Consider the following 24,220-nt stretch of genomic DNA (forward strand, 5'->3'; position numbering starts at 1 on the left):
TTAATCGTTCAACCGCACCCGTTGCGACAACTCGCCGCTGAGCGGTCGCTCGCACGCAAGCCAGACGATGTGCAGCAACTGATAAATCCCCAGAATCGTCATCGCTACAAAGAGCAACAGACTCCATTCCGGAACGCTCAGGTCGAATAACGTCCAGGAAATCTCGGCACAATCGGCGTCCCCTTGGAACATCTGCGTGACTTGGCATAACCAGGGCATGTTCTCGTACGCCGCTTCCAGGTTGGGCGGACATGTCGATAACTCATGCAAAGGATCACTCTGCAACAAAATCTGCCGCCACGCCGTAATCGTTCCCGCGAGGCTGCAGAAAAATCCGAGCAACCAATACAGGAATGATCCAAAACGCCCGGGCCCTTGCACGGAGGCCGTCAGGCAAACACCCGTTAGTAACACCAGGCAAAGACGCTGCAAAAGGCACAAGCCGCAAGGTCTGAGTCCGACCGCATATTCCAGGTAAAAGGAAACACCCAAGGCCAGGGAGCCTGTAATGAAAATCATGAAAAACAAGGAGCGTGAGCAGGCCAAAGACATGGCTTTTCCGTACCAGTAGAGACAGGTGGTTACGGTAGAGGAAAGCGCGCCAGCCTTTCAAGGCAGGCCGGCACGGACACTTCACCAGAAGTGTAGGGAATTCCCGACAGCGTCGAGAGGAATTGATGTAGTCCACTGTAGGACGATGCCGACAAGGGACTACAAAGCTAAACACGCGGCGACTTTTAAGCCTTCGGAGCGCCCTTTGAGCGCCCCTTGCTCAGCACTTCACGCGTGAGCCAGCGCCGGAAGCGGTGCCGCCAGCAGGCGCTCGTCAAGCATCCCGAGCCCTTCTTGAAACAGCTGATTACTGCGTTCAGTGTCACCCAGTTGCGCCAGCAATCGCGCCAATTCTGCACAGGCTTCCGGATTGCGTTGAACCCGCAGGCTGCTTTCCAGATAATCTCGCGCCTTGCCCCACAAACTGTTTTGCAGACACAAGCGGCCCAATGTCAGCAACAGGCTTGGGTCGCCCGGATGACCTTTGAGCCAGCCCTCGGCAGTCTGTAGCTGCCGAGCCGGATCGCTGCCGCGAACCAGCCCATACAGACGCGCCAGATGGCTGTCGTAATTGTGCTTGAGGGCGGTGCGCAACACCTCTTCCGCTTCGACCTGCGCGCCCAGCTGCCGCAGCTGCTCGGCATAGGCCAGCACCAGTTGAGGCTCCTGGCGCTGAGCCGAGGTGAGCTGCTGCCAAGCGCGACCGAGTGATTGCAAACCGACCTTGCCGTCCTCTTCCTGATGCGCCGCCAGAGACAGGTTTTCGCCCCACGCACGGCGCTCCAGTTCGGCCAGTTCGGCGGGCGGCAGGACTTTATCCTTGCGCAGCTCGGGCAACAGGCGAATCACCGCCGACCAGTCACCCCGCTGCTGCTGCAGGCGCTGTAACTGGCGCAACATCTGGGCGTTATGGGGATGACGTTCATGCATGACCTGAAGCGTTGCCAAGGCGCTGTCGGTGTCGCCACGGTCGGTCTGCAATTGAGCGTGATTCAAGGCAATCGCCAATTCAGCCTGCGGCTGGCGCTCGAGTGCACGCTCCAGCAAGTTGTCGCTTTCTTCGTAATGACCTTGTTCGTTTGCGGCACGAGCAGCGCCCAGGTAAAAGAGCAATGGTTGACGCTCGGCTTCGGCAGCCCGCTGCAAATGACGCTGCGCACTCGCCCAGCGACCTTCTGCCAAATCCAACTGACCGTGCTCGATTGCCACTTGCACCCGACGGCTGCGATTACGGCGCGACCAGGGATTGACCACGCCGCTGGAGGTCATCACCAGCTCAATCAACACCTTGATGCCCCAGAACACCAGCCACAATACCGCGACCAACGCCAGGGTCGCCCACAGGCTCGATTCGTAACGAAAGCTCTTGTAGGCAATCAGCACGTAACCGGCATGCTCGGCAATCGCCAATCCCAGCGCAGCAGCAGCGGCGATCACCAGGAACACGACCACATAGAGGCGTTTCATGGCGTTGCCTCCTGAACGGTATCTGCAGCCGGTTTAGCCATCGGCTTGATCGAGTCTTCGGCGTTGACGTTACGTCGCTCCAGATAACCCTGGACAGCGCTTAGCGTACCGGTCAGATCCGGCGTCACGACTGTGACCCGTTGTTTGCTCAATTCACCCACCTGCTCGAGCATCACTTTGCTCTGGGGATTGTCCGGGTTGAAGTTGCCGGTCAACACATCCCGTGCTTCCGCCAGCGACTGGGTGTAAACCGCTGCCTGGCCATTGAGCGCGGCCCATTGCGCCTGCTCCAGTGCCAGGCTCAGGGCAAGACGCACCTGGCTCAGGCTCTGCCCGGCCAACAGTGGCCGAACATTTTTGTCAGCGTTGAAGTCGATGCGGATGTAGCGAGAGATCTGATCCCACCACTGCGCCCATCGGCTGGCACCGTCGCCATCGGCAGTCAGGCCCAGCAGCGAATCACCCCGGTCCTTGTACTCGGGCGCAAGCTCGGTCAGGTCGATCACCTGATCACGCAAAGCGCCCAGTCGCAGGAACAACCCGGTGCGATCCGGCTGCTCGGTGCTGCGCAACGCCACCAGGGTTTTGGCTACTTGCTCGCGAGCGGCGAAGGAGCCCGGATCGTTTTGTTCACGGAGAATTTCGTCGGCACCCTGCACCAGCGCCTGGGCGCTGCTGATGTCCTGCAATGCCGACAGACGCAGGCTGGCCAGCCGCAGCAAGTGCTCGGCCTCGGCCAGACGCCAGTCCTTGCGGCTGGCACCGAGGACGGTTTCCAGGCGCTGGTTCAGGCGCTGTTGATCGCCCTGCAACTGTGTCACCAGACGGGCGCGCGCTTCCAGTTCATCAACGGCAGGCAACTGCTCCAGGCGTGCGCTAATGCGTTGCTCATTGAGCTTGAGGTTTTGCGCCTGATCGTTCAGCGCCTGTACCTGAGCCAGTTGCTGCTGGTTATTGGCCTGCAGGTGACGCACCTGCCAGACGCCCCAACCACCCACCGCAACACCGGCAGCGCCGAGCAACAGCGCGACGATTGCCAGCCCATTGCCTGGGCGCTGCACGGCGGCAGGCGGTGCAGTTTCAACCGGTGCTTCAACCGGCGCATCGAGTACCGACCGGGCGTCATCTTTAGGCAAGGCAGTTTCGCTCACGTATCCATCCTTTGCGTTAGAGAACGGGTTCGGGATGCTCCCGCAACGCCGTCAGCAATGCCGCGGCGCTGGCGCCACGACAATCCACAACTGTTTGGGCCCCGGCAGCACGTGCCAGCTCGGCGACCCTGGGGCTTGGAACAAACAACGGCAACCGCGCCAATTGTGGCCAGGCAGCGCCGGCCAGTTGATGCAGATACTCAAAACCTTGCCCACTGCTGACCACCAGCGCGTTCAAGCGTTCCGCTTCGATCCGGTCAGGCAGTGCCGCCAGCGGGTAGTGAGGCAGGCCGCGGCGGTACAACTCCAGATACTCGACACTAGCACCAAGCTCGCGCAAACGCTCAGCCAGGAGTTCGCGCCCGCCCTCCCCGCGCATGATCAACACTCGCGGATCGGGCCGGATGATAGCCTCGCGCAACTGCGCAAGCTCAAGCAATGCTTCGCTGTCATCACCTTCGGCTGGACAGATCACGTCCAGCCCGCCGTCTTCAAGGATTTGCGCGGTGGCGGCGCCTACACTGAACCACTTCAGCGCAGGGGGATTCGGCCAATACTGGCTGACCAGTTCGACGCCGATTCTGGCCGCGGGTTTACTGACCACGATCACCGCGCAAAAACGATCCAGCCTCTGAATCGCCGCGCACATTGTGTCAGAGACTGGAATCGGCTCGATTTCCAAAAGCGGCAAGCAACTGCTGAATATCCCCGCTTGCGCAAGAATATCGCTCAGTGCCGCGGACTCATCCGCAGGGCGCGTCAGCAGCAAGCGCCAACCCGTCACTCGTGACCTGCCTCGCCATAAACCGCTTTCAGAATATCGTCAGCGCCCTGGCTCAAAAGGTCTTCGGCCACTTGTATGCCCAAGGATTCGGCGTCGGCGCGTGGCGCGCGGGCCTCGGCACTGAGCAACAGACCGCCACTTGGGTCACCGACCAGACCACGCAACCAGATCTGTTCGCCTTCCAGCACGGCATAGCAGGCGATCGGCACCTGGCAACCGCCATTCAAATGTTTGTTAAGTGCACGCTCGGCGGTCACGCGAGTGGCGGTGTCCTGATGATGCAACGGCGCCAACAAGGCATGAATTTCGCTGTCCGCCGTGCGGCATTCGATACCGACTGCGCCCTGGCCACCGGCCGGCAAGCTGTCGTCAACGCTGATCGCCGACGTAATGCGGTCTTCGAAGCCCAGGCGAATCAGGCCAGCGGCGGCGAGGATGATGGCGTCGTATTCACCGGCATCGAGCTTGGCCAGGCGCGTATTGACGTTGCCACGCAGGAAACGGATTTCCAGATCCGGACGATGGGTCAGCAACTGTGCCTGACGACGCAGGCTGGAGGTACCGACGATGCTGCCCTTTGGCAATTCGTCCAGGCTGGCGTAGGTGTTGGAGACGAAAGCATCGCGCGGGTCTTCACGCTCGCAGATGCAAAACAGGCCGAGGTTTTCGGGGAAGTCCATCGGCACATCTTTCATGGAGTGCACAGCGATGTCGGCTTCGTTGTCCAGCAGCGCGGTTTCCAGTTCTTTGACGAACAGGCCCTTGCCGCCGATTTTCGACAGTGGCGAGTCCAGCAGCTTGTCGCCGCGACTGACCATGGGTACCAACGTCACGAGCAGACCGGGATGGGCCTCTTCCAGACGGGCTTTGACGTGCTCGGCCTGCCATAGGGCCAGGGCACTTTTGCGGGTGGCGATGCGGATTTCGCGAGTGGACATGGATCAATCCGTACTGAATAGATACGGCGGATAATAACAGCTCAGCCAAATCCACTTTGACTTGTATCAGAAACTGCGCGGCCTCCCTGGCCTTGACGTCCTGCAAGCGGGTGTAAAATTCGCCGGTGAATGGCGGTTTAAAGCTGCTGCATCATCTTGCGCACGCCGGCCACATGCCGCCGGCTGACGATCAATGCGTCACCGTTCAAGCCTTTAAGGAACAGCTGGAAATGCCCCAGAGGCGTGCGCTGCAGGCGTTCGATGCGCTCGCGGGCGACCAGAGCGTTGCGGTGGATACGCACGAATCGGTCGCCAAACTCATCCTCAAGGGCCTTCAGCGGCTCATCCAGCAACACTTCGCCGCCTTCGTGGCGCAAGGTCACGTATTTGTGATCGGCAATGAAGTACACCACCTGATCCAACGGGATCAGCTCGATCCCCTTGCGGGTTCGCGCGCTAATGTGGCTACGGGGACCGCTGCCACTTTCGGCGGCGGGGCGTGTCAGGGCAGCGAGCTGGATACGGTTGGGTCGCTCGGCTTTCTTTAATGCTTCGTGAAGATGTTCAGTACGCACTGGTTTCACCACATAGCCTACGGCGCTGGCCTGTAAGGCTTCCACGGCAAATTCATCGGGTCCTGCACAAAACACCACCGCGGGCGGAGTTTCGCGTTCACACAACCGCGCAGCCACTTGCAGGCCATCGAGGCCTGGCATGCGGATATCGAGCAGCACGATATCCGGCTTGTGACTGTCGATAAGAGCCAACGCCTCTTCGCCGTTCGTGGCGCTGGGCTCCAGGACACTGTATCCCTCGAGTTCGCCGACCATTCGGCTCAGGCGCTCGCGGGCCAAGGGTTCGTCATCAACGATCAGGACATTCATATTGCGCTGGATTCCTGCGTGAGTCTCGCACAAGGATAGCGTAGACAGGTGAAGTGACGTCCGTCACCGCGATCCACGCTAAGACTAGCGCGAGGGCCAAAAAGTGCCGCGTAATCGGCGGCTAAATTTTCAACTGCCGCGTGATCGGAGGCTCTGGCCCGCGTTAGCGAGGGATCGCCGTAGGGTTTGCCGATACACAATATGAACACCCCCTCTTCTTATAGTCGGTTGTTGCACCAAGAAGTGCGCGGATACTACTGTCCAACTGTAGACGGTTGCCGGGACGATATTGCTCAATTGACAAATATCGTTGCGCAATTTCGCAAAGACTTACCTTGAGTATGGACCGAGGTATAAGAAAAAAACGTATCGACCAGTGTCAGCGACAGGATTGGCAACCCTGTTATTATCCGCGACAGCTTTCAACGTCACTTTTCTCCAGCCGATACGAGCGAATTCATGAGCACTGACAAGACCAATCAGTCCTGGGGCGGCCGCTTCAGTGAACCCGTCGACGCCTTCGTCGCCCGCTTCACCGCCTCCGTCACTTTCGACCAGCGCCTGTATCGCCACGACATCATGGGCTCGATCGCCCACGCCAGCATGCTGGCCAAGGTCGGCGTGCTGACCGATGCCGAGCGCGACAGCATCATCGATGGCCTGAACACCATCCAGGGTGAAATCGAGGCCGGTCAATTCGACTGGCGCATCGACCTCGAAGACGTGCACATGAACATCGAGGCGCGCCTGACCGATCGCATCGGCGTCACCGGTAAGAAGCTGCACACCGGCCGCAGTCGTAACGATCAGGTTGCCACCGACATTCGCCTGTGGCTGCGTGACGAGATCGACCTGATCCTGGGCGAAATTACCCGCCTGCAAAAAGGCTTGCTGGAGCAGGCCGAGCGCGAAGCCGGTAGCATCATGCCCGGTTTCACCCACCTGCAAACCGCGCAGCCCGTGACCTTCGGGCACCACATGCTGGCCTGGTTCGAAATGCTCAGCCGCGACTACGAGCGTCTGGTCGACTGCCGCAAGCGCACCAACCGCATGCCATTGGGCAGCGCCGCGCTCGCCGGTACCACCTACCCGATCGACCGCGAATACACCGCGCAGCTGCTGGGCTTCGACGCCGTCGGCGGCAACTCGCTGGACAACGTGTCCGATCGTGACTTCGCCATCGAGTTCTGCTCGGCGGCAAGCATCGCGATGATGCACCTGTCGCGCTTCTCCGAAGAACTGGTGCTGTGGACCAGCGCGCAGTTCCAGTTCATCGATCTGCCAGACCGTTTCTGCACCGGCAGCTCGATCATGCCGCAAAAGAAAAACCCCGACGTGCCAGAACTGGTTCGCGGCAAGTCCGGCCGTGTCTTCGGCGCGCTGATGGGCTTGCTGACCTTGATGAAGGGTCAGCCGCTGGCCTACAACAAGGACAACCAGGAAGACAAAGAGCCGCTGTTCGACGCCGCTGATACCTTGCGCGACTCGTTGCGGGCCTTTGCCGACATGATCCCGGCGATCAAACCCAAGCACGCGATGATGCGTGAAGCAGCGCTACGCGGGTTCTCCACCGCCACCGACCTGGCCGACTACCTGGTGCGCCGTGGCCTGCCGTTTCGTGACTGCCACGAAATCGTTGGTCATGCCGTGAAGTACGGTGTGGAAAGTGGTAAAGATCTGGCGGAAATGAGCCTGGAAGAGCTGCGCAAATTCAGCGACCAGATTGATCAGGACGTGTTTGCCGTGCTGACCCTGGAAGGTTCGGTCAATGCGCGCAACCATATCGGCGGCACTGCGCCGGCACAGGTCAAGCTGGCAGTGGTTCGCGGCCAGGCTTTGCTCGCCAGCCGCTAAAAGCTTCGCGAGCAGGCTCGCTCCCACAGGGGATCTTTGGTGTTCACAAAATCTGTGCTCACTGGAGATCTAATGTGGGAGCAAGCCGGCTCCGGGCGGCGTTCCGACGATGACTGACTTCAGAACACTATAAAACCTACTTTTTGGACGCGATCATCGCCATAAACGCTGGCATCGCCGCTTCCTTGTCCGCCGCAATCCGCTGCACATTCGGATTCTCTCCCAGACGCTCCAACAGCGCCTTGGCCGCTGGCATCTCGGCCAACAAATCCAGGCCAAACAGTTTCTGCCCCACCGCACACGCCAACGGCACGCTATATAGGAAATAAACGTCGGCAATGCTCAGGCTGTCGCCCGCCACATAAGGGGCGAACTTGCCGTGCCGGGCCAACGAGGCAAACCCCAGCAGCAACTCGGTTTGGGTCCTTTCCTTGATCGCCTCCGGCACCTGCATGCCAAAAAACGCCTCGCCGTAGCACATGCGTCCCGGTAACTCGATGTACAGCTCGATTTCCTTGGCCAGCGCCAGCACCTGGGCACGCTCGAAAGGATCGCTCGGCAACAGCGGCGTGCCTTGCTGGCTTTGTTCGATGTATTCAAGAATCACCGCGGTTTCGTTGATGAAACCTTGCTCGGTGTGCAGCACTGGCACCTTGCCGCGCGGGCTGACGGCCAGTGCTTGCGGGGTGGTGCCGCCATAAAACGGCACCTCTTCGAACGACAGCCCCTTCTCCAGCAGTGCCAGTTTCACCATGTTGTAGTAGTTGCTGACGCAAAATCCATAAAGCTTGAGCATCACATAGCCTCCAGGCCGTGCGGGGTTGGCAGTCCTGTTTTATAGAACGCCCGGGCGATTCTTGCCAGCAGCATCACAGCGCTGAATGCAGGTAAACTGGCCGCCTTAACTTGAGGAGCCTGCCATGAGCGAGCCAACCCCCGGCATCAACAACGACGAAATCGACGAAGAAGAGTTCGCCGAAAACACTCTGATCGAAGCCATCGAAAACCAGATCGAAAGCGACAATCCGCCTGCGGCCAAGGCAACTTTCAACAAGCTGACGCTGGTCGGTTACGAGCGCGAGGAAATCCTCAACCTGATGGCCCACGTTTTAGCGGTAGAAATCGACGCGATCCTCGAAGAAGACCGCGCGTTCAATACTGAATGGTACGAAACTGCGCTGCGTGCGCTGCCGGAATTGCCACCGGAAAAGAAGTAAGCCAGAAGCCGGCAGGAGCAAGGCTTACCTACGATGAACGATGACACGATTCATCTGACAGATCGCGGTGCGACAATCGCGGGCAAGCCTTGCTCCTACAGCACCCCGCTGCCGCACCACTGCCGGGGAATGCTTCCCGAGGTGAAAAAACCCTGATGCAGGCACTGGACATGCCGCACAAGTGGGCTCACCTTAGGGGCGCTGTCGTCCAATTCCTAGAAAGTCTGGAGTCCTTATGTCGCTTACCCCTGAGTTGGTTGCCGAACTGGAAGTCCTCGCACTCTTCAACCTGGACAGTTCCCAGGAAGGTTTGAAAATTCATCAGACCGCTGCCCCGAAACACATCGCCGCTGCCAAACGCCTTTTCGAAAAAGACCTGATCGACCAGCCCGATGGCGGTTATCTGACCAGCCTGGGGCGTGACGCCGCGCAAAATGTGCAAACAGTGCTGACCATCCTGAGCGTCGAAGAAACTGCCTGAAGTTCACCGCATCGCCCACGGAAACCCCAGCGACGGGATTTCCGCGGGCAAACCCGGTGACCCGCCGTCGACCCTCGATATAAATCTGACGTCAAAATCCAAATTCAGCTTAAAAGTGCCAGGCCCGAGGCGCTAAACTGCCCCTCATCTGCCGACCCCACTTCCGAGCCTCGCGAGCCGGTTTGAGCTGACATGACCCGCACCCATGAAATCCGCCCTGATCTGGACGAGGGAATCGACCGCAAGGTTCTCAGCCAACTGCGTGCACGCTTTCTAAAGCTTAATGAAGGTCGCATGGCCCGGGCCATGGAAGGGTTGTCGACCCGCCAGCAAACGGTGCTGACACTGCTACCGCTGTTTTTCCACGTTAATCATCCGTTATTGCCGGGGTATGTTTCCGGCAGCACGCCGGCCGGGCTGTCGAACTTCGAGCCGGATGCCAATGCCCTCGCTGAAGCGCAACGCCTGACCCGCTCGTTCTCTTACAAACCGCGCCACGGCAGCAATCCGCCGCGACCGATCCACGGCCTGTTCCTGATGGGTAGCCTTGGCACGCTGGCTCAAGCCGATCAAAGCGACATGGACGTTTGGGTCTGTCATGCGCCGGACCTCAGCGAAAGCGAACTCGCCGAGCTGCGTAAAAAGTGCCAGCTACTGGAGATCTGGGCCGCCAGCCAGGGTGCCGAGGCGCATTTCTTCCTGATCGACCCAACGCGCTTCGTGCTTGGCGAGCGCGATTCCCGGTTGAGTTCCGAAGACTGCGGCACCACCCAGCACTACTTGCTGCTGGACGAGTTCTACCGCACCGCCATCTGGCTGGCGGGCCGCACACCCATCTGGTGGCTAGTGCCGGTCTACGAAGAATCAGCCTACGACCGATATACCCACACGCTCCTGTCCAAACGCTTCATTCGTGCCGATGAAAGCCTGGACCTGGGGCATCTGGCCTACATTCCTCCCGGCGAATTCATCGGCGCCGGGCTCTGGCAGTTGTTCAAGGGCATCGAGTCGCCCTACAAGTCGGTGCTCAAACTGCTGCTGACCGAGGTCTACGCCAGCGAACACCCGAAGGTTCATTGCCTGAGCCTGCGTTTCAAGCAAGCCGTATTCGCCAATCAACTGGACCTCGACGAGCTGGACCCTTACATCGTGGTCTACCGGCGCATCGAGGAATACCTTATGACTCGGGGCGAACCGGAACGGCTGGAATTGGTGCGCCGCGCGCTGTACTTGAAGGTCAATCGCAAACTCACCGGCAACAGCCGCACTCAAAGTTGGCAACGCTCATTGCTTGAGCGGCTGGCTCAGGAATGGGGCTGGGATCAACGGCAACTGGCGCTGCTCGATAGCCGCAGCCAATGGAAAGTGCGCCAGGTCAGCGCCGAACGCCGCGCGCTGGTCAACGAACTGAATTACAGCTACCGCTTCCTGACCCAGTTCGCCCGCACTGAACGCACCGCCAGCCTGATCAACAAGCGCGACCTCAACGTGTTGGGTCGCCGGCTGTATGCGGCTTTTGAGCGCAAGGCCGACAAGGTCGAATTCATCAACCCGGGCATCGCCCCGGACCTGGCCGAAGACACGCTGACGCTGGTGCAGGCGCCCAACAAGAAAGAGCCGGGGCAAACCCAATGGGGTTTGTACAACGGCAGCCTGACTGCTCAGGAGTGGGAGCATTTCGCGCCGATCAAGCGCAGCCGCCAACTACTGGAACTCCTGACCTGGTGCCACCGCAATGGCGTGATCGACAGCAGCACGCGGCTCGCCCTGCACCCCGGAACCAGCGACCTGAGCGAGTTCGAACTGTTCAACCTCCTCGGCAGCCTGCAACAGAGCATCGCGCTGCCCCTGCCTACCGTCGCAGAGGAGCCTTTGCTGCGCGCCAGCGTACCGAGCGAGGTGCTGATTCTGGTGAACGTTGGCGTCGATCCGCTCAAGCACCATCGCGACTTGAACATCCTGATGACCACCGAGCGCACCGACTCCCTGAGCTATGCCGGGGTCCGCGAGAACCTGGTGCTGACACTGGACCAGGTCACGCTCAACAGCTGGAACGAAGTGCTGGTCAGCCGCTACGACGGCCCTCACGCATTGCTCGACTGCCTGAGCGCTTATCTCAACAATCTGCCGAGCGGACCACAGCAGCCCAAACTACGGGTTCGCTGTTTCTGCCATAACCGTGCGCAGTTCATTGCCCGACGGGTTGAAGAGGTGATCGACACCGCGCAGAACCTGCTGCTGAGCAACCTCAATCACCGTTACCTGATACAGGTCCAACAGCACTATCACGTGCTGGAGTTGGTGCCAGGCCAGGTTCATCACGTCGCCATCGCCACCTTGCCGGCGCTGATCGATTACCTGGGGGAGGAACTGGCAGAGTACAGCCCGCTGCACCTGGACCCGATGGCGCTGGAAGACCACGACCTCGCGCTGATCCTGCCGATGGGTCAGCCCGAGTGCATTCAGGTGTTCTACAGAATCAACGAGGATCAGGCCGACCTCTACGTTCTGGATGAATTCAATGCGCTGTGGCAACAACGCTTGCCCTATCACGACGAACAAAGTCTGTTGGTGCCGCTGCAACGTTTCCTGCAATCGATCCAATATCGGCGCGATGCCTTGTTGCCGATGGACGCCGCGCAGCCCTTGAGCCTGGACACGCTGTATTACCAACTGCTGCCGTCCGGCCCCGGGCGGGCGCGCCGGGTTGAAGTGCGGCCAGCGCCGCAAACGCCAGTCAACAAGCCGTTCTACGACGTGCAGGCGATCATCGGCAAAGCCGCACCGGGCAAGGTGCAGGTAACGTTGTATTGCAATCAGCGAGAGTTTTCAGAGCTGGAGCATGGCGACCAACTGTTCAGCGTGGTCGCGCAAGAAATCGTCGAGCAGCGTCGCGAAACGGAACGTTATCGCTGCTACATCACCGACCTGGACCTCTCGGGCCTGATCGGTGACGGTCAGAGTTCCAGCAATCTGTACCTGCGCTATAAGGCCGACCTGGAGCGCTCGTTGAACGAGGCGCTCGAACAGGTCTGAGGAGCGTTATTCCGGGAAATCGCCGCCATTGGCCGGCTGTGATTCGACTTCCAGCAACGTCAGCTTGAGAGTCTTGCCGCCCGGAGCCGGCCAGTCGATGTGCTGACCGACCTTGAGACCCAGCAACGCACTGCCGACCGGCGCCAGAATGGAAATCTTGCCTTCGTCGGCGTTGGCATTCTTGGGATAAACCAAGGTCAAGTGATAGTCCTTGCCACTGCTTTCTTCACGGCAATGCACACGGGAGTTCATGGTCACGACATCGGCAGGCACTTCGTCGTGACCGACCACGGCATCGGCGCGATCCAGTTCGGTTTGCAGCGCGATTACGCCCGGCAGCGTGTCATCCAGGCTGTCGATCAGGCGCTCCAGACGTTGCACGTCCAGACGAGTAAGGGTGATGGAAGGTGCGGTCATGATTGAGGCAGACTCCTTTCTTCTGCGCAGAAAAAGCAAAACCCCGCCAGAAAAAGACGGGGTTTTCACGGAGCCTCGATGGGTTGAGGCGTTTCTGGACACTATCACAGCTCAATAAATATACAAGTCAGGCGCGACCACGGTGCCGACAGGTGGAAATTGTAAATGGCACAGAGAGACCTTGTGGGAGCAAGCTCGCCCCTACAGGGGTTATGCGTCAGACGCAAGATTTGCGCTGGACCGCCTGCGCACAAATAACGCGCCGCCGTTCATCATCCGCCGAGCGCCATTCGCGGATGTCTTCGACATGGCGAAAACACCCCAGGCAAACCTTTTGCTCGTCCAGCCGGCACACTCCGCTGCACGGCGAAGGCACCGCCGGGCTGACATTGCTGTAGAGCGGCTTGGGCGGGCGAACGACGGCAGGCTCGGTCACGATCTCACAGACCTTCGAAATCGAGTTCGACGTCAGCTTGCTGCTTGACGATGCGCTCCAGCATTTCGCCCAGCTGCTCTTCGCTCTTGTCGCACATCCAGCGCTCGCTCTCTTCGTCGTAGTCGAAGTGGAAGCCGCCGGACACAGCTGCCAGCCACAGCTGACGCAGCGGTTCCTGTCGACTGAAGATCAACTGGCTGCCGTTTTCAAATTTCACGGTCAGCACACCGGCCGAGCTTTCCAGATCAATATCCAGGCCACTTTCGTCGAAAATATCTTCCAGCATCTGCTGGGTGGCATCGACCAGATCGTGGAAACGGGCTTCGGTCAAACTCATTGCGGCAACCTCAAAAAGTGTCTGTTCTCGCTCAAGCGCCGCAAGATACGGGCGAGCCCCAGTGATTGCAAAGGATAACGACCCAGCGTCGATATCGATACGGTAAGCACTGTACTTGTGGGAGCGAGCCTGCTCGCGAAGAGGCCGGCACATTCAATATCTTTGTTGACTGAACTATCGCTTTCGCGGGCAAGCCCGCTCCTACAGGGATTGGGCATGGCTGACCAGCATCGTGCGAAGCCCCGCCGGACGGGAGCCCCATCGCATAGGCAAGCTGTCGGGTGGCCGGTATACTCCGGCGCAATTAACGCATTTTCAAGGATTTCGCCATGAAGCGCCTGATCTCGTCCTTTGCTGCGCTCGCTTCGCTCGTCGCTTTTGCCTGCTTATTATCGGCCTGTGGTCAAAAAGGCCCGCTGTATTTGCCAGACGAAAACCTGGACCCTGTCGAGCAGGCCAAGTCGTCGCAGCAGCAGCCTGCATCCAAAGCACACAAGCACGACGTCTACCAATAAGGGAACGACATGGACGCTTTTAATTACCGTGGCGGTGAGCTGTTCGCGGAAGGTGTGGCCCTGTCTGCCATCGCCGAACGTTTCGGCACACCGACCTACGTCTACTCCCGCGCGCACATCGAAGCTCAGTATCTGGCATACGCCGATGCACTGACCGGCATGCCGCATCTGGTTTGCTTTGCAGTCAAGGCCAACTCCAACCTGGGTGTGCTGAATGTCCTGGCGCGTTTGGGTGCCGGTTTTGACATCGTCTCCCGCGGCGAACTGGAGCGTGTTCTGGCCGCTGGCGGCAGCGCTGACAAGATCGTGTTCTCCGGTGTCGGCAAGACCCGTGACGACATGCGTCGCGCCCTGGAAGTCGGCGTGCACTGCTTTAACGTCGAATCCACCGATGAGCTGGAACGCCTGCAAGTGGTTGCCGCCGAGCTGGGCGTTCGCGCACCGATCTCGCTGCGTGTGAACCCGGACGTTGATGCCGGCACGCACCCGTACATTTCCACCGGTCTCAAAGAGAACAAGTTCGGCATCGCCATTGCTGACGCGGAAGACGTGTACATCCGTGCCGCGCAGTTGCCGAACCTGGAAATCGTCGGCGTCGATTGCCACATCGGTTCGCAACTGACCACCCTGCCCCCGTTCATCGATGCCCTCGACCGCCTGCTGGGCCTGGTCGACCGCCTCGGCGATTGCGGCATCTACCTGCGCCACATCGATCTCGGTGGTGGTTTGGGCGTGCGTTACCGTGATGAAGAGCCGCCATTGGCTGGCGACTACATCAAGGCTGTGCGCGAGCGTCTCGACGGGCGTGACCTGGCGCTGGTGTTTGAACCGGGTCGCTTCATCGTGGCCAACGCCGGCGTGCTGCTGACGCAAGTCGAATACCTCAAGCACACCGAACACAAAGACTTCGCCATCGTCGACGCGGCCATGAACGACTTGATCCGCCCGGCGCTGTATCAGGCCTGGATGGACGTCACCGCTGTGCGCCCGCGTGATACGGCGGCTCGTGCCTACGACATCGTCGGCCCGATCTGCGAAACCGGCGACTTCCTGGCCAAGGACCGTCAGCTGGCCCTGGAAGAAGGCGATCTGCTGGCTGTGCATTCGGCCGGCGCCTATGGGTTTGTCATGAGTTCCAACTACAACACCCGCGGCCGCGCCGCTGAAGTGTTGGTGGACGGTGATCAGGCAGTTGAAGTGCGTCGCCGTGAGACGGTAGCCGAGTTGTTTGCTGGCGAAAGCCTGCTGCCGGAGTAACCCCATGCTGCTGCGTTTTACCAAGATGCACGGCCTGGGCAATGACTTCATGGTCCTCGACCTGGTCAGCCAGCACGCGCATATTCTGCCCAAGCACGCCAAGCAATGGGGCGACCGGCACACTGGTATCGGTTTTGACCAGCTGCTGATCGTCGAAGCGCCGAGCAACCCGGACGTGGATTTCCGTTATCGGATCTTCAATTCCGACGGCTCAGAAGTGGAACAGTGCGGCAACGGTGCGCGCTGTTTCGCCCGCTTCGTACTCGACAAACGCCTGACCGCAAAACGGCAGATACGCGTCGAAACCAAAAGCGGCATCATCGAACTCGATGTGCGTAGCGACGGCCAGATCAGCGTCAACATGGGCGCACCGCGCCTTGTGCCGGCCGACATTCCGTTTGTTGCCCCGGAACAGGCACTGAGCTATCCGGTTGACGTCGATGGCACCCCGGTCGAACTGGCCGCCGTGTCCATGGGCAACCCCCATGCCGTGCTGCGGGTCAGCGACATCAACAATGCGCCGGTGCATGAACTGGGTCCAAAAATCGAACACCACCCGCGCTTCCCGGCGCGGGTCAATGTCGGTTTTCTCCAGGTCATCGACCGGAGCCGTGCGCAGTTGCGCGTCTGGGAACGCGGTGCCGGGGAAACCCAGGCCTGCGGAACCGGTGCCTGTGCAGCCGCAGTGGCCGCAATCAGCCAGGGGTGGATGGATTCGCCGCTATTGATCGACCTGCCTGGCGGGCGTTTGTCCATTGAGTGGGCAGGCCCAGGCCAACCGGTCATGATGACCGGCCCGGCAGTACGCGTGTATGAAGGACAAGTGCGTCTTTAAGTGAGCGAAATCCATGACCGATAAGCCCCAGGTTCCCGCCCTGCAGCCCGACGAAGCCCCTTGCGAAAGCCTTGAGGCGGCGGCGATTGCCGCGTACCTGGAGGCTCATCCGGATTTCTTCATCGACCACGAAGAACTGCTCCCGGCCATGCGTATTCCGCACCGTCGAGGTGACACCATTTCGCTGGTCGAACGGCAGATGACCATCCTGCGCGACCGCAACATTGAGCTGCGTCATCGCCTCTCGCACTTGATGGACGTGGCCCGCGATAACGACCGACTTTTCGATAAGACCCGCCGCCTTATTCTCGCGCTGATGGACGCCACCAGCCTGGAAGACGTGGTGATCAGCGTCGAAGACAGCTTGCGCCAGGACTTTCAGGTGCCCTTTGTCAGCCTGATTCTGCTGGGTGACAACCCGATGCCGGTGGGTCGCTGGGCCACTCACGCCGAAGCGCAAACGGCCATCGGCGGCTTGCTTACGGAAGACAAAAGCATCAGCGGCAGCCTGCGTGAACACGAACTGGACTTCCTGTTCGGCGAAGAACAGCGCAAGCAGATCGGCTCCACCGCCGTCGTCGCGATCAGCCACCAAGGTATTCACGGCATCCTGGCCATCGCCAGCCGTGATCCGCAGCACTACAAAAGCTCGGTCGGCACCCTGTTCCTGAGTTACATCGCCGAAGTCATGGGCCGCGTGCTGCCACGGGTCAACACCTCCCTGCGCTCGGTACGCTGAGCATGGAACGGCAACTGGACGCTTACTGCGAACACCTGCGCAGTGAGCGACAGGTGTCGCCTCACACGCTGTACGCCTACCGCCGCGACCTCGACAAGGTGCTGGGCTGGTGCGCCAAACAGAACATCGACAGCTGGGCCGCCCTGGACATCCAGCGCCTGCGCAGCCTGATAGCCCGCCTGCATTCACAAGGTCAATCATCCCGCAGCCTCGCGCGGCTGCTATCGGCGGTGCGCGGGCTTTATCACTATCTGAATCGCGAAGGTCTGTGCGACCACGACCCGGCCAATGGCCTGGCGCCGCCCAAGGGTGAGCGTCGCCTGCCGAAAACCCTCGACACCGACCGCGCACTGCAACTGCTGGAAGGCGCAGTCGAGGATGATTTCCTGGCGCGGCGGGATCAGGCGATTCTGGAGTTGTTCTACTCCTCTGGCCTGCGCCTTTCAGAACTGACCGGGCTCAATCTGGATCAGTTGGATCTGGCCGACGGCATGGTTCAAGTGCTGGGCAAGGGCAGCAAAACCCGTCTGCTGCCGGTTGGCAAAAAGGCGCGCGAAGCGCTGGAACTGTGGTTACCGCTGCGGGCCATGACCAACCCGGCGGACGACGCCGTGTTCGTCAGCCAGCAAGGCCGGCGCCTCGGCCCACGAGCCATTCAGGTGCGGGTCAAGTCTGCGGGTGAGCGCGAGCTGGGGCAAAATCTGCACCCGCACATGCTGCGGCACTCCTTTGCCAGTCACTTGCTGGAATCCTCGCAAGACTTGCGCGCGGTGCAGGAATTGCTCGGCCACTCAGACATCAAGACCACCCAGATCTACACCCACCTGGACTTCCAGCACCTGGCCACGGTTTACGACAGCGCCCATCCACGGGCCAAACGCATTAAGGGCGATGACTCATGACCATCCAATTGATCACCTTCGACCTCGACGACACCCTGTGGGACACCGCCCCGGTGATCCTCAGCGCCGAAGCCGTACTGCGTGAATGGCTGACCGAGCATGCGCCGAACCTTGGGGGCGTGCCTGTAGAGCATTTGTGGGCCATTCGAGAGCGGATCCTGAGCAGCGAGCCGGGTCTCAAGCACCGCATCAGCGCGTTGCGCCGTCGGGTGTTGTTCCATGCGCTGGAAGAGGCCGGTTACGACCACGGCCAGGCAACCGAACTCGCCGAAAAAAGCTTTGAAGTGTTTTTGCATGCGCGGCATCAGATCGAAGTGTTCCCCGAAGTCGAGCCGACCCTGATAACACTGGCCAAGCACTACGCCTTGGGCGTGATCACCAACGGCAACGCCGATGTACGCCGGTTAGGGCTGGCGGATTACTTCAAGTTTGCGCTGTGCGCCGAAGATATCGGCATCGCCAAACCGGACGCACGCTTGTTTCATGAGGCGTTGCAACGGGGTGGGGCGACGGCGGAAACGGCCGTGCACATCGGCGATCATCCGGGCGATGACATTGCCGGGGCGCAGCAGGCAGGGTTGCGGGCGGTCTGGTTTAACCCGCAAGGCAAGTTGTGGGAAGCTGATCGCCTGCCTGACGCGGAGATTCGCAGCCTGACCGAATTGCCGGCGTTGTTGGCCCTCTGGAATTCCCAGCACTGACCGCAATCCACACACCGCCCGTGTAGGAGCCGAGCTTGCTCGCGATGGCTGCATAACATTCAGAATTTATATCGACTGGCGCACCACAATCGTCGGAACGCCGCCCGGAGCAAGCTCAGCTCCTACAGGGTTGCGTCAGGCCCCAAGGCTTTTGTTCCGCCCATGAAAAAGCCCGCAGCGACGGCGGGCTTTTTCAGCAAGCAAGTGGCAGGCGCTTAGATAGGCCGGCTGCCGTACTTGTTATCAGGCTTCTTGGGAGGGTCGGCGACCACATTGGCCTCCACTTCCTGCACCTTACCGCCTTTGGCCAAAAACTCTTCCATGGCCCGCGCGAGTGCATCGCGTTCCTTGTTCTTGGCTTCAACGCTCGGCAGCTCATCGACCGACACCGCAGCCTTGGCTTTGCCTTTGGCGGTCGGAACAGGCGCTTCACCACCATCGTCTTCAGCGACGTCTTCGGCCGCTGCTTCCAGACCTTCTTCGGTTTCGTCGTCGTCGCCTACTTCGAGGTCGTCGTTTTCCAGATCATCGTCGCTCATGTTCTACCTCATGACTTGCGAAAAGCAGATTAGTTATAGCCCAGCTTCACCGTCTGTCGACAGTCGCCGGAAAAATTCAATAACCGCCGGTGACCAGCGGTTCATGCCTCTTCACCGTGCACGGTGGCGAGGACTTTACGGGCACCGCCAAAATCACGGTGCTCGCCCAGATAAACACCTTGCCAGGTCCCCAGCGCCAGTCGGCCTGCCGAGATCGGCAAACTGAGCTGACAGCCAAGCACGCTGGCCTTGAAGTGCGCCGGGAGGTCGTCCAGGCCTTCGTCGTTATGCTCATAGCCGTCTGTTCCTTGTGGGATCAGACGATTGAAAAATCGTTCGAAGTCGCGACGTACCGCCGGATCGGCGTTCTCGTTGATGGTCAACGACGCCGAGGTATGCTGCAGCCACAAATGCAACAGACCGACCCGACACGCCTTGAGTTCAGGCAAGCCGGCGAGTAACTCGTCCGTTACCAGATGAAAGCCCCGGGGCCGAGCCCGCAGGGTAATCAGAGTCTGTTGCCACATACAGTTCTCCGCACCTTCGGGGCGCATTCTAGCGCGCTCTGGGAAAAAACAAAGGCCCTAATATTCCTTCAATGATGTAAGCCATTGGCCGCAGAAAAACGCCCGTCGTAAACGCCCCTGAACGTGTACGAAAAAACCTTTCAGCAGTTCCTTCACTGACAAACACCAGACAAAAAAATGCCCGGCAAGCCGGGCAAGTTTTTTATGCGCGTCTTACAAGTTGTAGCCGCGCTCGTTATGAAGTGCCAGGTCGATGCCGACAGCCTCTTCTTCTTCCGTGATCCGCAGGCCCATGACGGCGTCCAGGACCTTGAGAATGATGAAGGTGACGATCGCGGTGTAGATCACCGTGAAGCCCACGCCTTTGCACTGAATCCAGACTTGTGCGGCAATGTCGGTGACGGTGCCGAAGCCACCCAGGGATGGCGCAGCGAACACGCCAGTCAGGATCGCGCCGAGGATACCGCCGATACCGTGTACACCGAACGCGTCCAGGGAATCGTCATAACCGAGTTTGCGTTTCAGGGTCGTGGCGCAGAAGAAGCACACCACGCCGGCCGCCAGGCCGATGACCAGCGCGCCCATCGGGCCCACGGTGCCAGCGGCTGGCGTGATTGCCACCAGACCGGCGACAACACCCGAGGCGATACCCAGTGCACTTGGTTTGCCGTGAGTGATCCACTCGGCGAACATCCAGCCCAGTGCCGCAGCGCCGGTTGCGATCTGGGTCACCAGCATCGCCATGCCGGCCGTGCCGTTGGCCGCAGCAGCGGAGCCGGCGTTGAAGCCGAACCAGCCGACCCACAACATCGCGGCGCCCATCAGGGTGTAACCGAGGTTGTGCGGAGCCATCGGGGTGGTCGGGAAGCCTTTGCGCTTGCCCAGTACCAGGCAGGCAATCAGTCCGGCCACACCGGCGTTGATGTGCACCACGGTGCCGCCGGCGAAGTCGAGCACGCCCCAGTCCCACAACAGGCCGCCGTTACCGGACCAGACCATGTGTGCAATCGGTGCGTAAACCAGGGTGAACCACACGCCCATGAAGATCAGCATGGCGGAGAACTTCATCCGCTCGGCGAAGGCACCGACGATCAGCGCAGGGGTGATGATGGCGAAGGTCATCTGGAAGGTGATGAACACCGCCTCAGGGAACAGCGCCGCAGGACCGGTCAGGCTCGATGGCGTGACGCCGGCGAGGAATGCCTTGCCCATGCCGCCGACGAACGAATTGAAGTTGACGACGCCCTGCTCCATGCCAGTCGTGTCGAACGCGATGCTGTAGCCATAAATGACCCACAGGACGCTGATCAGACCAGTAATGGCGAAGCACTGCATCATCACGGAAAGAATGTTTTTGGACCGCACCATGCCGCCGTAGAACAGCGCGAGGCCAGGAATGGTCATGAACAGCACAAGGGCTGTCGAGGTCATCATCCAGGCGGTATCGCCGGAGTTTAGGACTGGGGCCGCCACTTCGTCTGCCGCCATAGCCAAGCCGGGCATTACGAGGGACAACAGGGCTCCTAGCCCTGCGAATTTACGCAGAGTCATATTGTTTTCTCCTGGGGCGTTGGGTTTGTGGCGGCTTAGATTGCGTCGGTATCGGTTTCGCCGGTACGGATGCGAATCGCCTGTTCCAGATTGACCACGAAGATCTTGCCGTCACCGATCTTGCCGGTGTTGGCCGCCTTGGTTATCGCCTCGATAACCCGATCCAGATCCTTGTCGTCAATGGCGACATCGATCTTCACTTTAGGCAGAAAATCGACCACGTATTCCGCGCCGCGATACAGCTCGGTGTGACCCTTCTGCCGACCGAATCCCTTGACTTCCGTAACGGTAATGCCCTGCACGCCGATCTCGGACAGCGACTCGCGCACGTCGTCCAGTTTGAACGGCTTGATGATGGCAGTGACTAGCTTCATGAAAACTCTCTCCCGAATTGGTGGACTTGCCCCAGGAAAACAAACCCGTCTCAAGTCTAAGCGCAGTGCCTGGCTTTGTAACGCATCGTCGGCCTTGAATGCCCGTCCGACTCCAGCTAACCACCCCGTACGAAACACTTCCCCCCCGTTTCGCCTGGCGCACTGCATTCGACACAGCGACTGCATCAGTGCATGGGTTGATAGTCACTAAGCAGAAAGCTTGCCATCTCAACAAAACCCATTGAATTCAATCTCTTGGCCAATACCACAAGCCACCGCCCTGAATTACCCGGGAACTAACGCACAACAACGGTGCGCCGCCGTCCGTCCGCATGCGCGAAAAACGTGCACTGGCTGGCTACCGGAATTGACTATAGACACTGCGTGATACACTGCCCGCCAATGTTTCCAGGACCTTTCCCATGCTCGCGCCCAAAGACTTCCTAGACGCCCTGACGGGCACCGCCTCCCGCCTCTTCAGCGGCGAAACCCCGCTGCCGAAAAGCGAAATCGAAAGCCAGTTCAAGGCGCTGTTGCAGAGCGGCTTCAGCAAGCTCGACCTGGTGAGCCGTGAAGAGTTTGATAGCCAGATGGTCGTGCTCGCACGCACCCGGGCACGACTGGAGAGTCTTGAGGCGAAGGTGGCAGAGCTGGAAGCGAAGCTCAATCCGCCAACCGAGTAACACCACCGCTCCCACTTTGAAACCCGATCTAATGTGGGATCGGTGGTGCGGCGATCCGACTTGCCGCATGTTCAAGAGCTGATGACGCGATCTCGATACCCTCGCGGCACATCGCTGTACCGCGAGCACAATCGACAGTCACCCGCAGTCCAGTACCCAGCCGCGACTATCAAGCATCGCGCTTGACCACGCGCCGGTGGCAATCTGCCGGGGTCAATATCTTGCCCGCTCTGGAACGAACCGTGATGATCTCGACCGGTTCCGACAGATCGTTGTCCAGCAGCACCGAATAACGCTCGCCCTTGCTGAAGAGGAAGCGCTCACCCCACTGGCGCATGCTGACCACTATGGGAAACACGGCGCGCCCCATCTCGCTCAAAACATACTCCTTGTAGGCACTGCCGTCGGATGCCGGCTGGATTTCGAATACGCCCAACTCGACCAACATCTTGAGTTTTACCGTAAGGATGTTTCTGGCGAGGCCAAGACGCTTCTGGAATTCACTGAAGCGGCGAACATCATCGAAAGCGTCGCGGATGATCATCAGCACCCAACGATCTCCGATAGCTTCAAGCGTGCGGGCCACAGGGCATTCACTTTGTGCCAGTAGCTGCTGTCTGGCCATGTCTCTCCAAATTTGAGGGATAGATCGTTTAAAAAAAGTCCTAACGTCAGACGAAAATATTTTGTAAAAGTAGTTGTAGATTAAAACTAGTTTTGTTAAAAATCAACGCATCGGTTTTGTTTAGAAACCACTTGGTTCCAAGGATGGAATGATGTCGCTGAACCCTCTAAAGCCTTCGAAAATGGGCGTAGAAGCCGAAATATCAGCTGGCGGAGGCACCACCCTGCCCCCTCAGGGACGTGCAGCCACCGGCTTAAGTCGTTACCAGACATTTCTCTTCGCCATCACCTGCGCCATGGCCGTGGCCAATGTCTATTTCGCACAACCGTTGCTGGAGTCCATGGCAGCCAGCCTCTCGGTTGCACCCGGCACTATTGGCGTGGTGGTCACTGCTACTCAAGCCGGATATGCGGTGGGGCTGCTTTTCATCGTCCCTCTGGGCGATCTGCTGAACCGCAAGAGACTGATTCTGACGCAGATGCTGCTGTCGTCCGTGGCTTTGTGCGCAGTAGGACTGGCCCAGGATTGGGGCATGCTGCTCGGCGCAATGGTGCTGGTCGGCTTGATGGCCGTCGTGGTTCAAGTGGTGGTCGCCTACGCTGCCACACTGGCGAGCCCGGACCAGCGCGGTCAAGCCATCGGAACGGTGACCAGTGGGGTAGTGCTGGGCATTCTGCTCGCCCGCTTCGTCTCCGGCGCGGTGGCCGACCTGGCCGGGTGGCGAGGCGTGTACTTCATGTCGGCAGCCTTGATGATCGGCATGGCGTTGGTGCTGTATCGAACCATGCCGGCATCGACAACGCCGCCAGCCAAAGGCAGCTACTGGCAGTTACTGCGTTCGGTCTTCCAGTTGTATCTGACAGAACCCACGCTACGAGTCAGAGGCACCTTCGCCCTGCTCATATTCGCTGCATTCAGCGTGTTGTGGACCGCAATGGTCCTTCCGCTTAGCGCGCCTCCGCTATCGCTGTCACATACCCAGATCGGCCTGTTCGGTCTCGCGGGAGTGGCGGGCGCACTAGCAGCGGCACGGGCCGGACGACTGGCCGACCAAGGCTTCGGCAATCGCACGACAGGCATTGCTCTGGCGTTATTGACTTTGTCCTGGCTGCCAACCGCGTTTGTTGAAAGCTCATTGCTGGCCATGGTGGTAGGAGTGGTACTGCTGGACTTCGCCGTGCAAGCGGTGCATGTGACCAACCAAAGCCTGATCTTCGCCGCACGGCCCGATGCACAAAGCCGCCTGGTGGGCGCCTATATGTGCTTCTACTCGGTGGGTAGCGGTGCGGGCGCCATAGCTGCAACTTACACTTATGCCAACTTTGGCTGGGTGAGCGTTTGCCTGTTGGGGGCTGCCATTAGTGGAATAGCGTTGTTGTATTGGTTGTATCTTGAGCTGACTCACCGATAACTTCAAA

27 protein-coding genes and 1 pseudogene are annotated in these 24,220 nt (G+C 59.6%); 12 read left to right on the plus strand and 16 right to left on the minus strand.

What is annotated here, in order from left to right:
* From AC1DWM_RS11770 to AC1DWM_RS11800, 7 genes and pseudogenes are all read right to left on the minus strand, one after another.
* Positions 1–552 (minus strand): disulfide bond formation protein B, encoded by a 552-nt coding sequence (locus AC1DWM_RS11770; protein WP_477795240.1) that lies wholly within the window; start codon positions 550–552, stop codon positions 1–3.
* A gap of 228 nt (positions 553–780) precedes the next feature.
* A complete protein-coding gene (locus AC1DWM_RS11775) occupies positions 781–2,019 on the minus strand; it encodes a heme biosynthesis HemY N-terminal domain-containing protein (protein ID WP_477795241.1) in 1,239 nt (412 codons plus the stop codon).
* Positions 2,016–3,170 (minus strand): uroporphyrinogen-III C-methyltransferase, encoded by a 1,155-nt coding sequence (locus AC1DWM_RS11780; RefSeq protein WP_477795242.1) that lies wholly within the window; start codon positions 3,168–3,170, stop codon positions 2,016–2,018. The genes AC1DWM_RS11775 and AC1DWM_RS11780 overlap by 4 nt, the downstream gene beginning before the upstream one ends.
* A gap of 16 nt (positions 3,171–3,186) precedes the next feature.
* Positions 3,187–3,954, minus strand: a complete 768-nt coding sequence (locus AC1DWM_RS11785) for a uroporphyrinogen-III synthase (protein ID WP_223517774.1) — start codon at positions 3,952–3,954, stop codon at positions 3,187–3,189.
* Positions 3,951–4,892, minus strand: a complete 942-nt coding sequence (hemC, locus tag AC1DWM_RS11790) for a hydroxymethylbilane synthase (RefSeq protein ID WP_477795243.1) — start codon at positions 4,890–4,892, stop codon at positions 3,951–3,953. The genes AC1DWM_RS11785 and hemC overlap by 4 nt, the downstream gene beginning before the upstream one ends.
* 137 nt (positions 4,893–5,029) lie before the next feature.
* Positions 5,030–5,776 carry a LytR/AlgR family response regulator transcription factor gene (locus tag AC1DWM_RS11795; RefSeq protein ID WP_007942384.1) on the minus strand — a complete coding sequence of 249 codons (747 nt, stop codon included), beginning with the start codon at positions 5,774–5,776 and terminating at the stop codon, positions 5,030–5,032.
* A pseudogene (locus AC1DWM_RS11800) lies at positions 5,773–5,889 on the minus strand (sensor histidine kinase); the annotation flags it as partial. The pseudogene AC1DWM_RS11800 and the gene AC1DWM_RS11795, both read right to left, overlap by 4 nt.
* A gap of 346 nt (positions 5,890–6,235) precedes the next feature.
* Between AC1DWM_RS11800 and argH the strand changes: the two are divergent.
* Positions 6,236–7,630 carry an argininosuccinate lyase gene (argH, locus tag AC1DWM_RS11805; protein ID WP_223517772.1) on the plus strand — a complete coding sequence of 465 codons (1,395 nt, stop codon included), beginning with the start codon at positions 6,236–6,238 and terminating at the stop codon, positions 7,628–7,630.
* 136 nt (positions 7,631–7,766) lie between these two features.
* On the opposite strand, the gene AC1DWM_RS11810 is transcribed toward argH, so the two are convergent.
* Positions 7,767–8,426, minus strand: coding sequence for a glutathione S-transferase family protein (locus tag AC1DWM_RS11810; RefSeq protein WP_477795244.1), 660 nt, complete (start codon positions 8,424–8,426; stop codon positions 7,767–7,769).
* A 124-nt stretch (positions 8,427–8,550) separates the two neighbouring features.
* Here AC1DWM_RS11810 and AC1DWM_RS11815 point away from each other — a divergent pair, with 124 nt between their 5' ends.
* The 3 genes from AC1DWM_RS11815 (at position 8,551) to AC1DWM_RS11825 (ending at position 12,364) form a co-directional block, all read left to right on the plus strand.
* Positions 8,551–8,847: a hypothetical protein gene (locus AC1DWM_RS11815; RefSeq protein ID WP_223517769.1), complete on the plus strand. Its 297-nt coding sequence runs from the start codon at positions 8,551–8,553 to the stop codon at positions 8,845–8,847.
* A 235-nt stretch (positions 8,848–9,082) separates the two neighbouring features.
* The gene (locus AC1DWM_RS11820; protein ID WP_223517767.1) at positions 9,083–9,328 is read left to right on the plus strand and encodes a TIGR02647 family protein; all 246 of its coding nucleotides are present in this window, start codon (positions 9,083–9,085) and stop codon (positions 9,326–9,328) included.
* Between the two features lie 192 nt (positions 9,329–9,520).
* Positions 9,521–12,364, plus strand: coding sequence for a class I adenylate cyclase (locus AC1DWM_RS11825; RefSeq protein WP_477795245.1), 2,844 nt, complete (start codon positions 9,521–9,523; stop codon positions 12,362–12,364).
* A 6-nt stretch (positions 12,365–12,370) separates the two neighbouring features.
* Here the strand turns inward: AC1DWM_RS11825 and rnk are convergent, their stop codons facing one another.
* The 3 genes from rnk to cyaY all read right to left on the minus strand — a co-directional run bounded on the left by rnk (position 12,371) and on the right by cyaY (position 13,554).
* On the minus strand, positions 12,371–12,781 hold the full coding sequence (rnk, locus tag AC1DWM_RS11830; protein WP_223517765.1) for a nucleoside diphosphate kinase regulator: 411 nt from the start codon (positions 12,779–12,781) through the stop codon (positions 12,371–12,373).
* A 217-nt stretch (positions 12,782–12,998) separates the two neighbouring features.
* Positions 12,999–13,217: a DUF1289 domain-containing protein gene (locus AC1DWM_RS11835; RefSeq protein ID WP_223517764.1), complete on the minus strand. Its 219-nt coding sequence runs from the start codon at positions 13,215–13,217 to the stop codon at positions 12,999–13,001.
* 4 nt (positions 13,218–13,221) lie between these two features.
* Complete coding sequence (gene cyaY / locus AC1DWM_RS11840) at positions 13,222–13,554, minus strand: iron donor protein CyaY (RefSeq protein ID WP_477795246.1); 333 nt, start codon at positions 13,552–13,554, stop codon at positions 13,222–13,224.
* Between the two features lie 329 nt (positions 13,555–13,883).
* Here cyaY and lptM point away from each other — a divergent pair, with 329 nt between their 5' ends.
* Genes lptM through AC1DWM_RS11870 form a run of 6 tightly spaced genes read left to right on the plus strand, consistent with a single transcriptional unit; the run spans position 13,884 to position 18,503 of the window.
* On the plus strand, positions 13,884–14,069 hold the full coding sequence (gene lptM, locus AC1DWM_RS11845) for an LPS translocon maturation chaperone LptM (protein WP_223517756.1): 186 nt from the start codon (positions 13,884–13,886) through the stop codon (positions 14,067–14,069).
* Between the two features lie 9 nt (positions 14,070–14,078).
* Entirely contained in the window at positions 14,079–15,326 is a 1,248-nt protein-coding gene (gene lysA / locus AC1DWM_RS11850; RefSeq protein WP_223517755.1) for a diaminopimelate decarboxylase, read from the plus strand.
* Positions 15,327–15,330: 4 nt separating this feature from the next.
* A complete protein-coding gene (dapF, locus tag AC1DWM_RS11855; protein WP_223517754.1) occupies positions 15,331–16,161 on the plus strand; it encodes a diaminopimelate epimerase in 831 nt (276 codons plus the stop codon).
* Positions 16,162–16,174: 13 nt separating this feature from the next.
* Positions 16,175–16,900 (plus strand): DUF484 family protein, encoded by a 726-nt coding sequence (locus AC1DWM_RS11860; RefSeq protein WP_223517753.1) that lies wholly within the window; start codon positions 16,175–16,177, stop codon positions 16,898–16,900.
* Between the two features lie 2 nt (positions 16,901–16,902).
* Positions 16,903–17,802, plus strand: a complete 900-nt coding sequence (xerC, locus tag AC1DWM_RS11865) for a tyrosine recombinase XerC (protein ID WP_223517751.1) — start codon at positions 16,903–16,905, stop codon at positions 17,800–17,802.
* Complete coding sequence (locus AC1DWM_RS11870) at positions 17,799–18,503, plus strand: HAD family hydrolase (protein ID WP_223517749.1); 705 nt, start codon at positions 17,799–17,801, stop codon at positions 18,501–18,503. Before xerC ends, AC1DWM_RS11870 begins: the two co-directional genes overlap by 4 nt.
* Positions 18,504–18,718: 215 nt before the next feature.
* Here the strand turns inward: AC1DWM_RS11870 and sutA are convergent, their stop codons facing one another.
* The 4 genes from sutA to glnK form a co-directional block, all read right to left on the minus strand.
* On the minus strand, positions 18,719–19,042 hold the full coding sequence (gene sutA / locus AC1DWM_RS11875; protein WP_007942370.1) for a transcriptional regulator SutA: 324 nt from the start codon (positions 19,040–19,042) through the stop codon (positions 18,719–18,721).
* Positions 19,043–19,143: 101 nt separating this feature from the next.
* On the minus strand, positions 19,144–19,569 hold the full coding sequence (locus AC1DWM_RS11880) for a secondary thiamine-phosphate synthase enzyme YjbQ (RefSeq protein WP_008030499.1): 426 nt from the start codon (positions 19,567–19,569) through the stop codon (positions 19,144–19,146).
* Between the two features lie 213 nt (positions 19,570–19,782).
* A complete protein-coding gene (locus AC1DWM_RS11885) occupies positions 19,783–21,120 on the minus strand; it encodes an ammonium transporter (protein WP_223517748.1) in 1,338 nt (445 codons plus the stop codon).
* 35 nt (positions 21,121–21,155) lie between these two features.
* Positions 21,156–21,494 carry a P-II family nitrogen regulator gene (gene glnK / locus AC1DWM_RS11890; RefSeq protein ID WP_002555808.1) on the minus strand — a complete coding sequence of 113 codons (339 nt, stop codon included), beginning with the start codon at positions 21,492–21,494 and terminating at the stop codon, positions 21,156–21,158.
* Positions 21,495–21,916: 422 nt separating this feature from the next.
* Between glnK and AC1DWM_RS11895 the strand changes: the two genes are divergently transcribed.
* A complete protein-coding gene (locus AC1DWM_RS11895; protein ID WP_033060695.1) occupies positions 21,917–22,177 on the plus strand; it encodes an accessory factor UbiK family protein in 261 nt (86 codons plus the stop codon).
* Positions 22,178–22,346: 169 nt separating this feature from the next.
* On the opposite strand, the gene AC1DWM_RS11900 is transcribed toward AC1DWM_RS11895, so the two are convergent.
* Positions 22,347–22,802, minus strand: a complete 456-nt coding sequence (locus AC1DWM_RS11900; RefSeq protein WP_223517747.1) for a winged helix-turn-helix transcriptional regulator — start codon at positions 22,800–22,802, stop codon at positions 22,347–22,349.
* A gap of 151 nt (positions 22,803–22,953) precedes the next feature.
* Here AC1DWM_RS11900 and AC1DWM_RS11905 point away from each other — a divergent pair, with 151 nt between their 5' ends.
* Entirely contained in the window at positions 22,954–24,213 is a 1,260-nt protein-coding gene (locus tag AC1DWM_RS11905; protein WP_223517745.1) for an MFS transporter, read from the plus strand.
* Positions 24,214–24,220: the final 7 nt, after the last annotated feature.

The organism is Pseudomonas sp. P4_C8, assembly GCF_056401975.1.